At 66.9% G+C, this 12195-nt stretch carries 10 protein-coding genes and 1 riboswitch; of the genes, 7 read left to right on the top strand and 3 right to left on the bottom strand.

Annotated elements, in window-relative coordinates; translation table 11 throughout:
- The first annotated feature begins 1 nt into the window (after position 1).
- Genes ACGFNJ_RS00110 through ACGFNJ_RS00080 form a run of 7 tightly spaced genes read left to right on the top strand, consistent with a single transcriptional unit; the run spans position 2 to position 7441 of the window.
- Positions 2-1402, top strand: a complete 1401-nt coding sequence (locus ACGFNJ_RS00110) for an MCE family protein (RefSeq protein WP_393441692.1) — start codon at positions 2-4, stop codon at positions 1400-1402.
- A 2-nt stretch (positions 1403-1404) separates the two neighbouring features.
- Entirely contained in the window at positions 1405-2427 is a 1023-nt protein-coding gene (locus ACGFNJ_RS00105; protein ID WP_393441690.1) for an MCE family protein, read from the top strand.
- A complete protein-coding gene (locus ACGFNJ_RS00100) occupies positions 2424-3449 on the top strand; it encodes an MCE family protein (protein WP_393441688.1) in 1026 nt (341 codons plus the stop codon). The genes ACGFNJ_RS00105 and ACGFNJ_RS00100 overlap by 4 nt, the downstream gene beginning before the upstream one ends.
- Positions 3449-4549: an MCE family protein gene (locus tag ACGFNJ_RS00095; RefSeq protein WP_393443662.1), complete on the top strand. Its 1101-nt coding sequence runs from the start codon at positions 3449-3451 to the stop codon at positions 4547-4549. The genes ACGFNJ_RS00100 and ACGFNJ_RS00095 overlap by 1 nt, the downstream gene beginning before the upstream one ends.
- Positions 4546-5625, top strand: a complete 1080-nt coding sequence (locus ACGFNJ_RS00090) for an MCE family protein (protein ID WP_393441686.1) — start codon at positions 4546-4548, stop codon at positions 5623-5625. The genes ACGFNJ_RS00095 and ACGFNJ_RS00090 overlap by 4 nt, the downstream gene beginning before the upstream one ends.
- Positions 5622-6800 (top strand): MCE family protein, encoded by a 1179-nt coding sequence (locus tag ACGFNJ_RS00085; protein WP_393441684.1) that lies wholly within the window; start codon positions 5622-5624, stop codon positions 6798-6800. Before ACGFNJ_RS00090 ends, ACGFNJ_RS00085 begins: the two co-directional genes overlap by 4 nt.
- Before the next feature lie 11 nt (positions 6801-6811).
- Positions 6812-7441 carry a hypothetical protein gene (locus tag ACGFNJ_RS00080; RefSeq protein ID WP_393441682.1) on the top strand — a complete coding sequence of 210 codons (630 nt, stop codon included), beginning with the start codon at positions 6812-6814 and terminating at the stop codon, positions 7439-7441.
- On the opposite strand, the gene ACGFNJ_RS00075 is transcribed toward ACGFNJ_RS00080, so the two are convergent.
- From ACGFNJ_RS00075 to ACGFNJ_RS00065, 3 genes are all read right to left on the bottom strand, one after another.
- On the bottom strand, positions 7442-8665 hold the full coding sequence (locus ACGFNJ_RS00075) for a TetR/AcrR family transcriptional regulator (RefSeq protein ID WP_393441679.1): 1224 nt from the start codon (positions 8663-8665) through the stop codon (positions 7442-7444).
- Positions 8666-8855: 190 nt separating this feature from the next.
- Positions 8856-10100, bottom strand: coding sequence for a TetR/AcrR family transcriptional regulator (locus ACGFNJ_RS00070; protein ID WP_393441677.1), 1245 nt, complete (start codon positions 10098-10100; stop codon positions 8856-8858).
- 237 nt (positions 10101-10337) lie between these two features.
- Positions 10338-11678, bottom strand: coding sequence for a cytochrome P450 (locus ACGFNJ_RS00065; RefSeq protein WP_393441674.1), 1341 nt, complete (start codon positions 11676-11678; stop codon positions 10338-10340).
- 130 nt (positions 11679-11808) lie between these two features.
- A riboswitch (M-box (ykoK) riboswitch) is annotated at positions 11809-11980 on the top strand.
- Positions 11981-12195: the final 215 nt, after the last annotated feature.

The raw sequence follows: 12195 nt of genomic DNA, 5'->3' as shown, positions 1-12195 counted from the left end.
GATGCTCATCGACCCCAGTGGCCGCGGACCGAGTCCGGCGCAGCTCGCGCTCGCAGGCATCGCCCTGACGACAGTGACCGCGCTGCTGCTCGTGCTGCTCGGGCTGCGCTACACCGGACGCTTCGAGGACAAGGTCGGCGTCGTCGCCGTGCTCACCAGCACCGGTGACGGCCTGCCCGAGCACGCCGACGTGAAATTCCGCGGCATGATCGTCGGCTCGGTCGCCGACGTGCAGGTCGTCGCCAAGGGCGAGCGGCAGCGCGCCGCGCTCGACCTGAAACCCGATGTGGCCTCGATGATTCCGGCCGCGGTGACGGCACGGGTCATCCCCAACAACATCTTCGGGGTGACCGCGATCGAGCTCGTCGACAACGGTAGGAGCGCCGAGACCCTGCGGGCGGGCGCGGAGATCCCCGAGGACACCAGCGCGGGCACGGTGCAGTTGCAGACCACGCTGACCGTGTTGCGTGAGGTGCTCAACCGCATCCAGCCGGAGAAGCTCGGCCGAGTGCTCGCCACCCTGGCCGACGCCCTCGACCCGGCCGCGCGGGTGCCAGGTTCCACGATCGAACGGTTGGACCGCTGGCTCACCGAGGTGCACGCGATTCCGGGGATCGGTGACCTGCTAGGCAATCTCGGCAGGGCCGCCACCGCATTGAGCGTGTCCGCGCCCGACCTGGTCGGCGTGCTGTCGGAGTCGGTGACCACCGCGCGCACGCTGACCGAACGGCGGGACCAGCTGGTGGCGTTGCTGACCAACGCGAGTGGGGCGGTGGACTCGGTGAATTCGTTGTTCGCCCGCAACCCTGACGCGGGCAAGGAGGTCGTCGCCGGCGTCGGCCAGCTGTTCGGCAGCCTGGCCGAGGATCCGCAGGCGCTCCAGGCCACGGCGGCGAATTTCAATGTGGCACTGAACAAGTTGCGTTCGGTGTTCAGCTTCGGGCCGAGCCGTCAGATGGTGTGGAAGATGGACGTGTCCTTCACGCCGTTCAAGCAGTACACGGCCGCCGACTGTCCGCGGTACGGCGGCATGGCCGGACCGCGGTGCGGCGGCGCCAGTGTCCCCGATGTCGCTGCGCCGCAGGACTTTCCGTCGCAGCTGGTGCCGAACTGGCTGCCTGCCGCCGGTCCGAAGCCGGTGCTGCCCACGGTGCCCGGCATTCCCGGGGTGCCGACGATTCCGGGAGTGCCGACGACGCCCGGACTGCCGATGATCCCCGGGCTCACCGCACCGGCGGCGGCGCGGGATCCGGCACCGAACTCTGCTGATCCCAACGGTTTACGCGGCACCGACGCGGTGGCCGCGCTCGTCGGCGGCCCACCGAACGCCGCGCAGTACCTGTTGCTGGCACCGCTGCTGGCCGGCGGCTCGCTCACCCCGGCGGACAAGGGCGGGCGCTGACCATGAAATCAGGAAAGGCACTGGCCGGGTTCAGCCTCTTCGCCATCGTCGCGATCGTGTTGACCTACACGATCTGGTCGACGCTGCAGCGTTCGGTGACCGGCGACACCGCTTCCTACTCCGCGACCTTCTCCGATGTGCTCGGCCTTCGCGTCGGCGACGACATCCGGATGGCGGGTGTGCGCGTCGGCCGGGTGGACCGGATCGACTTCGACGGTGACTACCGCGCCCGCATCGACTTCCGCATCCAGGACCGCCAGCGGCTCACCACCACCACGAAAGCCCTTGTCCGCTACCAGAATCTGATCGGCCAGCGCTATATCGCGCTGGTGCCGGGGGAGGGTGGCGGACAGGTCATGGCGGCAGGCTCGGCAATCCCGATCGAGCGCACCGAGCCTTCCTTCGATGTCTCCGGGCTGCTGTCCGGGTTCGAGCCGCTGTTCAGCGTGCTGCAACCGGATCAGATCAATTCGCTGTCGGAGACGCTGATTCAAGCCTTGCAGGGCAACAACGTCTCGCTCAGCGCGCTGATCACCCAGGCCGCCCAGCTGGCAGGCACTTTCGGGCAGCGCGACAAGATTCTGGGTGATGTCATCGGCAATCTCAGCAGCGTCATCGCCGGGCTCGCGCATCGCAGCGGCGAGCTGGAAACACTGATCACCCAGGCACGTTCGCTGGTCGAGTCGTTGTATGCGCAGGGCGAGTCGCTCAAGAGCTCCGTCGATCAGGTGGCGACCTCGACCGATGCGCTGGCGCGTCTGATCGGTCAGGTGAAGCCGAATATGGCTCGGGCCCAGAACGATGCGACAAACGGCGTGGCGCTGCTGCTGCTCAACGGCGCCTCGCTCGACCAGGCCGCGGTCGAATTGCCGACGCTGCTCAACGGCATCGCCAGGTTCACCAGTTACGGCGCGTACGGCAACGCCTACATCTGCCGGCTGGATGTGTCGCTCTGGGGCGTGCTGCTCCCACCGGGGCTGTTCTCGCAGATCGGCGGCAACGCGCAATCGGAGGTGTGCCGGTGAAGACACGGGTGCGATCGCTGTTCGGCCGGGTGCGGCTGCCGCGGAACCGGCTGCTGTGGCTCGGCCTGCTCGCGGCGGGGTCGGTGGTGCTGTTGCTGGTCGGCTCCAGCGTGCTGTCCGAGGCGCGGCTGGGCGACAAGACGATTCAGGCGGAGTTCGCCCAGGCGGCGGGGCTGCGGGCGGGCGCGTCGGTGGATGTGTCCGGTATCGAGGTCGGCGCGGTGCGCGCGGTGCGGCTCGACGGCGCCAAGGTCCTGGTCGACCTGCGCGTGCGCGGAGATCTGCGGCTCGGCCCGGACGCCCGCGCGGCCATCAAGATGACAACCATCCTCGGCAAGCTGCACGTGGAACTGGTGCCAGGCAACGGAAAAGGCCTGCCGGGCAATCGGATTGCCCTGGCGAACACCTCGGTGCCGTATAACCTCGGCAAAGTCATCCGCGATCCGGCGTACAAATCGTCGTTCGAGCGGATCGAGCGGATCGATCCGGCCAAGCTGCGGCAATCGCTCGACCTGCTGAGCAAGCAGATGGGTGATTCACCGCAGCTCACCGTCGAGGCGTTGAACAGCATCGGTGCACTCGCCAAGGTGATCAACGATCGGCGTGACGAGGTCGATGTGCTGTTGAAGAGCATGGATCAGGTCTCCCAACTGGTCTCGGACAACCGCAACAGCGTGCTGCTGCTGTTGACCAGGGGCGAGGCGATCGGCAACGCCGTCGCGCTGCGCCAGCGAATGCTGAAGTCGTTGCTGGACAACGTCGCCGAGCTCTCCCGCCTGCTGCAGGAGATGGGCCTAGAGAACAACGACCAGCTCGGGCCGCTGATCAACAGCCTGAACACCATGTCCGAGGGCCTGGAGAAGAACAGGGACAACCTCGACTCGCTCTACGAGATCATGCCGGTTGCCTTGCGCCAGTTCAACAATGCGCTCGGCAACGGACCGTACGGCGACGTGTGGGCGCCGTGGGTTTTCCCGGACAACTGGTTGTGTTTCGCGGGCGCGGTACAGGGGTGCAAATGATGAAGATAGGGACGTTCCTGAAAACCGCAGTCTTGTGTATGGCGGCGGGCGTGGCGTCCGGCTGCTCGCTGCTGCCGGACAGTCTGAGCGGGCTGCCGGATCAGTATCTTGCCGAACACCTGCGGATCAGCGCCGATTTCGAGAACGTCGCCGGGCTCTACGCCGGCAATGACGTCGCGATCCTCGGTGTCCCGGTCGGCCGGGTGGACACGGTGACGGCAAGGGGCAGCTACGTCGAGGTGACCATGTCCATCGACAAGAACGTCAAGGTGCCCGCCGATGCCATGGCCGCGCTGGTGTCTCCGCAATTGATCACCAACCGCCATGTCGAGCTCGCGCCCGCCTACGAGGGCACGGGACCGGTGCTGGCCGACGGCGCGCACATCCCGCTCGAACACACCCGCACCCCGGTCGAACTCGATCGCATTCTGGAGAACTTCGACCAGCTCGGCCGAGCGCTGAAGGGCGACAACGAGACAGGGCCGATGGCGAGCCGGGTGCTGTTCCCGCTGCTCGACGGCAACGGGGACAAGCTGCGCGCGACGCTCGACGCGATGTCCTCGGCCTTCGAGGTGAGCCTGGCCAACGGCGATCAAATCTCCAACACCATCGTCAAACTCAACGAGATCACCCAGATCATCGCCGAGAACGACCAGACGGTACGCGATTTCAGCGGCAGGCTCACCGACATGGTTCAGCTCATGGGTGATCAGGCGCCGGGGCTGCAGGCGGTGCTCACCCAGCTCAACGACTTCGTCACCAACACCGCGACCGTGGTCGGCGGCAATCGCGAGCAATTGCTCGGCGCCCTCACCCGATTCACCACGCTCACCGGGCAGATGCGCGCCAACGCCCGCTCGCTCACCGAGATCGTCGATGTCGGGCCGCTGTTCTTCCAGAACTTGAACAACGCGACCAGCCGCGAACATCAGGCGCTGCGCCTACACGGACTGCTGGACAAGTCGGTCCTCGACGGTGAAGCGCTTTCGGTGTTCTGCGAACGCGTGCAGATGCGGCTGGACGGGTGCCGCACCGGCAAGATTCAAGACTTCGGCCCGGACTTCGGGCTCACCGCGGCACTGCTCGGGTTGACCAAATGAGCAGGCGCACAGCAGCGTTAGTGGTCGCGATGACGCTCAGTGCGTCGGCAGGTTGCGCGGTCACCGTGGACAATGTGCCGCTGCCCAAGCCGGGTATCGGCGGCCCCGGCTATACCCTGCACGCCGAGTTCCGTGACGCGCTCAACCTGCCGGCGAACGCGCACGTCAAGATCGGCGGCACCGATATCGGCATGGTGTCCGCGATCAGCACCACCGATTTCGTCGCCGACGTGGAAATGCGGATCCGCGCGGACATTCAGCTGCCGCGCGGCACCACCGCCGAGCTGCGTCAAGCCACCCCGCTCGGCGACATGTTCGTCGCGATGACGTTGCCTGCCAAGCAGGACAGCGCCGAGTTGCTGCGCCCCGGCGACACCATCGCGCCCGACCGCACCTCGACCGGCGCCTCGGTGGAGCAGCTGATGATGTCGATCTCGCTGCTGCTCAACGGTGGTGGCCTCAACCAGGCGGCACGGATCACCGCCGAGATGAACTCCATGGTCGGCGGGCGGGCGCCCGAGCTGTCGCATCTGCTCACCGAGATGACCGATGTGCTCGCCGCACTCAACCGGCGCACCGCCGACGTCGACAGCGTGCTGTCCGGGTTGAACACGCTGACCGGTGAATTGGCGAGGCGCAAAGCCGAACTGGGCGCAGCGGCGGACACCTTCCCGCCGCTGATCGGCTTGGTCGCCGCAAACAACAAGGCCATCGCCGATCTCATCGCCAAGGTCTCGGTGACGATGGCCGCGCTCGGCGACTTCACCAACACCACCGGGCCGGAGTTCCTCGGCCTGTTCGACAGCATTCAGCGGTTGATGTCCGGGTTCGCGCAGATGGGTGACGATCTGGCGGGGACGCTCGATGGGCTGCATGCCATCTATCCGTCGGTGATGGCTGGGCTGGACGGCCCGGTGCTCGCGGTCGCGGCCACCGTGTCCTATCTCAGTGTCGGCGCACTCACCGACCCGAAGGGCTCGCGGCCGCCCGAAATCGGTGATGTGCCTGCCTTTATCGGCAGCCTGGCGCAGGTGATCGAGAAGGTGCTCGGTCGGCTGCAGGGCGGTGGCCGATGAATCCGCCGTTGTGGCAATGGCTGGTCCGGCATCGGATCGCGGTTGCCAATATCGGCCTGGTCGTCGTGCTCGTGCTCGGGGTGTCCTATCTCGGCGCCAAGGTGCTGCGGTTCAACCCCCTGCCGAGCACGTACCAGGTACGGGTGGAATTGGCGAACTCGGGTGGTCTGGCGCCGAACAACGACGTCACCTTCCGCGGCACCAGGATCGGCCGGGTCGACGATGTCCGCGTCTCCGGTGACGGTGTCGCGGCGATCGCCGAAATCGACAAGGCCACCAGGATTCCGGTGGGCGGCACGGTCGCGGTCGGCAGGCTGTCCGCGGCGGGAGAGCAGTATCTCGACTTCCGCCCCGACGCGGACAGCGGGCCGTATCTGACCGATGGTGCGGTGGTCGCGCGTGCCCAGACCGCCGTGCCGGTGACGGTGCAGTCGGTGCTGGCGAACATGAGCGGGCTGATCGGAGGGATGAACCCTGCTCGGCTGAATGTGATCATCGATGAGCTCGACAAGGCGCTCGCCGGCGGCCCGGATCGGTTGCGCAACATGATCTCCGGCATCAGCAGGGCCATGGCCGGGTTGACCGACCTGCTGCCGCAGACCCGCCAGCTGGTCGCGAATCTCCAGGTGATCGCGGAGACCACCGCACACGCGCAACCCGACCTGACCACGTTGACAACCGGGTCCAGCGCGCTGTTCCAGCAGTTGACCGCCGCGGATCAGGAGGTCCGTGCCTTCCTCGACCTCGGGCCCGGTCAGCTGGCCACCCTTGGCGGCATCGTGCACGACACCGAGGACCCGGTGACCAACCTGGTCACCAACTTCGTCGCGATCACCAAGGCCGCGAAGCTGCGCGCGCCCGCCATCGCCGCGCTGTTCCCCGCGCTGCGTGCAGGGTCGGAAGCCATCGGAATTCCCGCGCACGACAACGCCTATCACACCCTCATCGACCCGTGGCCGCGGCCGAGCTGTGATTACGACACGGTGCCCGTGGTGCCGACGACAGCGACCGTCGACACCAGGGTCCGCCTCTACAACTACTGCGTCACCAGCGATCCCGCGCTACAGATCCGGGGTTCGGCGAACGCGCCACGACCGAATGTGCCGGACAACGGTTCCGGTCCGCCGCCCGGCGTGACCGGTAACGAGCTGTCCCGTCCGGCACCTGGCAGATAGGAGCATTGCGCATGACCGACAACGACGGTGCTGCCGACGCGCAGCACGAGGAGACCGCGAGTTCCACGAAGGAGTCAGTGCCACAAGCTGTCTCGGCCGTGACCGTCGAACCGGTAGTGGCCGCGCGAGGCAAACGGCTGTCCGGAACGCTCGCCCTCCGGGCGACGGCTGCGGTAATCCTTTGTGCCGCAGTTGCTTCGAGTGTCTTCTTCTACATCCAGAACCGGGGCCACAAAGCCACCCTCGACGCCAACGCGGATGCCCGCGCCGCCGCATGCAAGTACGCTCCGGTCTTGGCCGACTACGACGCCAAGAACCTGGACACCTACTTCGCCGCCGTCCTCGCCGGTGCGACCGGCGATTGGAAGAAGCAATTCGACAGCACCAGTAAGGAATTGCGCGAGGTGCTCACCCAGGGTGCGGTGGTGTCGAAGGTGAACGACGTCCAGTGCGCGATCAAGACCGGCGACGAGAACTCCGCCGAGGCCATCGTGGTCATCGGGCAGACCGTCACCAGCCTCGGCACCCAGGGCAAGCCTGCGCCCGGTCAGTTGTCCATGGTGATGCGCTTGGAAAAGGCGGACGGACGGTGGCTGGTCAACAAGGTGAATTCGCCACTGGCTCCGCCGTTGCAGCAGTAGTCAGCCGAACAGGACGACCCGCATCAGGTGCACGACCCGCTCGCGGGAACAGGCCGGGTCGTCGGAGCCGAAGCGCTGGCCGAGGTCGACGACCAGTGCCAGCGCCGCGTGCACCAGCAGCCTGGCCTCGGCGGCACTGAGCGCGGGCCGCGCGCCGACGAGCAGCTTCGCCCACTCTTCGACGTTGAGCCGCTGGATGTTTCGCAGGACCGTCCGTTCGTCTGCCGGCACGTTGCTGATCTCGGCGTAGTAGACGAACGTCAGCGCGCGTTCGGCGAACGAGCCTGCGACGTACAGCTCGATCACCGTGCGCAACGCCTGTTCCGGGGAATCCGCGGCGGCGACGGCAGGGCCGATCGCGGCCGAAACCCGGTCGGCGACACGGCGGAACGCGGCCGCGAGGATATCGCCCTTGCCGCGATAGAACCGGTAGACCGTCGAGGAGCCGGGCAGGCCTGCCGCGGCGGCGATGTCCTCCACGCTGACATTCGGATAGCCACGTTCGTGGAACAGTTCGATCGCGCGCGCGAGCAGCAGCTCGTGCTTGAACGTCTCTGGGATCTCGCTTGCCACAACGGTTTCGGCATGAACGGGCGGCGGAAGGGTGCTGGCGGCCACCGCGCGGCATGCGGTGCTGAGCAGGGCGTGCAACGCGCGGACCGGGACCGACACGTGATGATCGCCGATGCTGCTGAGCACGCTCAACACCGCGGCGGCCAGCACGGACAAGTCCACCTCGGGGAGCTCTGGGCGAGTCTGGCCGAGCAACGAGGTGAGTGCCGAATTCACCGTCGCCAGTTGGTTGTTCAGGGTCGCGGTGTCGGCCTCGTCGAGGTAGCGCCGCTGCCATCGCAGGAGTGCGGCGCTACGCCGGTTCGTGATCGATGACGCGATGAGCGCGTCGATGACCTGGGTCAGCCTGGTCTCCGACGGTGCCGAGCTCGCGTTGTCCCGCACCGCGGCCTCGGAGAGTGCGCCGAGCCGCAGCGCCTCCTCGCGGAACAACGCGTACTTGCTCGGATAGTGGCGGTACAGCGCGGCCGAGCTGATGTCGAGCCGGGAGGCAATGTCCTCCATGCTCACGCCGTGATAGCCGAGTGACCCGAATGCCTCGGCGGAGACCGCCGCGATCTGGGCGCGCCGATCACGCGGCCGCCGCCGGATCACCCGCGGTGCGGTGCCGTCGGTCGCCTTGTTCGCGGTCCGGCGATCCTGGGCACCCATGCCGCGATGTTAGCCGAACCTCTGGCTTGTCACCGAGGCTTGAACCACCTCTGCTGGGAAGTGACTTGAAGATCACATCTCACGCAGTATTACCGTGGTTACCTCGATATATTTGGTTCACTCAGGTGGAATTCTGCTTAACATAAACGACCGGTTGGTACCCGGCCGACCGCTTGCTCGGCACGAGGCGCTACGCCGCTGCCGGACGCCCGAACAAGACCAGCTGCATCAACAAGCGCACTCGGCACTGCGCCGCCATCGGCTGATTGTCGAAGGCTCGCCCCAGATCGACCACCAACGCGAACGCGGCATGGGTGAGGAACCGCGCCTCGGCGGGCGAGAGCTCCGGCCGCACCTCACGGAGCAGCCGTGCCCACTCTTCGACGCTGAGCCGCTGGATGTTTCGCAGCACCGTGCGTTCCTCGGCCGGAACATGTTGGAACTCGGTGAAATACACGTAGGTGAGGGCGCGCTCGGCGAACGAGCCCGCGACGTACTGGTCGATCAGCGCCGTCAGGGCGCCCTCCGGGCTCGACGAGCTGGCCACCGCCGGGCCGACCGCGCCCGAAACCCGTTCCGCCGCACGACGAAACGCCGCGGCAAGCAGGTCGCTCTTGCCGCGGTAGAAGCGGTACACGGCCGAGGCCGCGGACAGGCCTGCCGCAGTGGCGATGTCCTCCACGCTGACGTTCGGGTAGCCGCGTTCATGGAACAGCTCCACCGCTTTGCGCAGCAGCAGTTCGTGTTTGAACGAATCCGGGATCTCGACCACCTGCAGCGGCTCGGCGGGCTGCTCCGCGGGCAGCTCGGCCTCGATGATCGACTGGCAGGCCGAACTCAGCAGGTGGGCAAGGGGTTTGGCCGGAAGATTGGCGTGGTGATCGGAGATGCTGGTGATCGTGCTGAGCAGCGAAAGCCGCAGCACCCTGACGTCGTCCTCGGTGAGTTCCGGCCTGAGCTCGGCGAGTTGGCTGCCGAAGGCGGCGAGTACGACGAGTTGCTGATCCTCGAGTGTCCTGAGGTCGTCGGGCTCGAGGTAGCGGCCCTCCCAGCGCACCAGGGTGATGGTCGCGCGATTCTCGATCGTGACGGCGATGAGCGCGTCGATCACCTGGCGCAGCCGCCGCTCGGGCGGCCAGTCCGTGGCCGCTGCAGGCAGCTCCACCGCCTCGGTCATTGCCCGGCCGACCCGCAGCAGTTCCTCGCGGAACAGCGCGTACTTGCTCGGATAATGCCGGTAGAGCGCCGCCGAACTGATGCCGAGACCGGAGGCGATGTCCTCCATGCTCACGCCGTGATAGCCGAGCGCGCCGAACGCGGCCGCCGAGGCCGCGGCGATCTGCGCCCGCCGATTCTTCGGCCTGCGCCGGATCTCTCGCGGTGCCGAGTCGCCGCTGCTCGCCTTCCGCGCCGTACGGCGATTGTCGACACTCATATCGGACATCGTACTGATCAGCGCTGATGGGAACGGCCACGGCTCGGGGCTGAGCCGGACGGGATGGATTGAGGACCGGTTCGCCCAGCGCGGGGCGTACCGAAATGTGCCAGACGACGCGGGCCGATCCCGTGGGTGACCGCTGTGCGGGCCGTCACAATCCGGTGCCGCGCCGTCCGTTTCTCACCTGTGCGTTATGCCGACAAGTCGTCGCGTGCGCGTCGTGCCGAATGCTGCTCACGTACGCGGGGTAAGGACGAGTCGCGCCTTCCCGCGCGGGACGGTGGTGATGTTGCGCGTCTTCGGTTGTTCGGGTTTCGCCCCTTCCGGCAGCGAAAGTGTGTGCCGCAAAAGGATTTCGCGTAGCACCGCAGTGCCCTCCATGAGCGAGAAACCTGCACCGATGCAGCGCCGGACGCCGCCACCGAAGGGGAACCAGGTGTTCGGGGCCACCTCGCCGGTGAGGAACCGATCCGGGCGGAAGGCACCGGCGTCGGGATGGCTGTCGGGATTGCCGTGCGCGAGCAGGATCGAGGTGTTCACCACCGTGCCTGCGGGCAGTCGCCTGCCGCCGATTGTCATGTCCCTGGTCAGTTTTCGGTTCGTGCCATTGATGACGACGTGCAGGCGCATCGCCTCTTTCAGCACGGCTTCGAGGTACTTTTCGTCGCCGTCGCGCGCTGCGTCGTACGCCTCGGCTTGGATCGCCGGGTGCGCGGCGATCTCGTACAGCGCCCAGGACAGCGCGGAGGCGGTCGTCTCGTGACCGGCGAGCAGCAGGGTGATGAGCTGGTCGCGCAGCTCGGCGTCGGTGAGCGGCGGGTCATCATCGTCGCCGGTGCCCGCGTGTAGCAGTGTGGACAGCACGTCGGTGCGTTCGGTCAGGTCCGGCGCGCGCCGCCGACCCGCGATCTCGGCGTAGAGGAGAGCGTCGAGCTCGTGCAGGTTGTCGGCGAACCGCTTCCACGGGCCGAACCTGGCAAGCAGAGCCGACTGGAAGCCGAGGAACACCAGCGGGTTGAGGTGCACGATGCGCTTCAGTCGTGGCGTCAGCTCGGCACGGGTCTGCGCGTCGGTGACGCCGAACACCACCTGGGTGATCACCTCGAGGGTGAGCGCGTTCATCCGGTCGAGCGTGATCAGCGTGGAACGTGTTGTCCAACTGTTGATCTCGGCTATCGCAATCTCGGTGACCAGATCGCGATAGCCGCGCAACGCCGAGCCGTTGAAAGCGGGCATCAGCAGTCGCCGCGCCCGCGCGTGCTCGTCCTCGTCGGTGAGCAGCAGCGAGTGCTGGCCCATGATGGTGCCGAGGATCTGGTTGCCCTCGCCCGCGTGCATGTCGCGCGGGTTGCCCGCGTAGATCTCCTTGATGTGTTCGGGACGGGAGAACACCACGGCGTTGTCCGCGAACGGCGGCACTCGCAGCGCGAACACGTCGCCGTAGCGGCGGGCGCTCGCGGAGATGAACCGCTGACGGTTGAGCTGGTACCAGGCGCCTTGCAGGAGCGCGGGCAGCCGAGGGCCCGGTGGATAGGCGGTGACCTCGGACTGCTCTCGGACGTCCTGTGCGGCCACGATGCCACCTCCCACGGGTAATACGAAGCCTGTTGATTACCACGCTAGGAGATACACGCGGCAAGGTCTATGACGCGGTCGTTTTCAACCGTACTTGACGGGACGTGCCGGAGCGGCCATCCTGGGTCCGTCAGCACCTCGCTAGGCGAGGCTCCTGCGCGAACACAGGCCACTGATCCGACGACGTCGAGAGACGCCCAGGATCAGGACAGATCGCTTCGGATTAAGGGGCGATCCCAGGTGGCTTCCCGGGTCCCGGGATACGTCGTGCAGTGCCGAAGCTCTGACGAGAGGGGTGCCCCCAGGCCGTTCCGGCCGTGGCGTTCCCTTGCCCAGCGTGGTCCGGCACCAGGTATCGGCGACGCGCCCGTGCGTCTCGGCAGCGAGGAGGTGAGGGTCGATGGAATCCGGCGATAGTCCTTATCCGAGTAGCGATTTCGCATCCCTCTTGCTCTCGGCCCGCTGCCGTCGTCACGGCGATTGAACCAGAACCGATCCTGCGCCAGGTCCGCGCGGT

The sequence above is a fragment of the Nocardia sp. NPDC049149 genome (genome assembly GCF_043197455.1).
GTDB lineage: Bacteria > Actinomycetota > Actinomycetes > Mycobacteriales > Mycobacteriaceae > Nocardia.
This window is presented reverse-complemented; position numbering and strand designations above follow the sequence as displayed.

Coding starts and splice junctions, on each gene's coding strand:
- ACGFNJ_RS00110 (WP_393441692.1), top strand. CDS start 2: ATGCTCATCGACCCCAGTGGCCGCGGACCGAGTCCGGCGCAGCTCGCG.
- ACGFNJ_RS00105 (WP_393441690.1), top strand. CDS start 1,405: ATGAAATCAGGAAAGGCACTGGCCGGGTTCAGCCTCTTCGCCATCGTC.
- ACGFNJ_RS00095 (WP_393443662.1), top strand. CDS start 3,449: ATGAAGATAGGGACGTTCCTGAAAACCGCAGTCTTGTGTATGGCGGCG.
- ACGFNJ_RS00090 (WP_393441686.1), top strand. CDS start 4,546: ATGAGCAGGCGCACAGCAGCGTTAGTGGTCGCGATGACGCTCAGTGCG.
- ACGFNJ_RS00085 (WP_393441684.1), top strand. CDS start 5,622: ATGAATCCGCCGTTGTGGCAATGGCTGGTCCGGCATCGGATCGCGGTT.
- ACGFNJ_RS00080 (WP_393441682.1), top strand. CDS start 6,812: ATGACCGACAACGACGGTGCTGCCGACGCGCAGCACGAGGAGACCGCG.
- ACGFNJ_RS00075 (WP_393441679.1), bottom strand. CDS start 8,665: ATGGGTGCCCAGGATCGCCGGACCGCGAACAAGGCGACCGACGGCACC.
- ACGFNJ_RS00070 (WP_393441677.1), bottom strand. CDS start 10,100: ATGAGTGTCGACAATCGCCGTACGGCGCGGAAGGCGAGCAGCGGCGAC.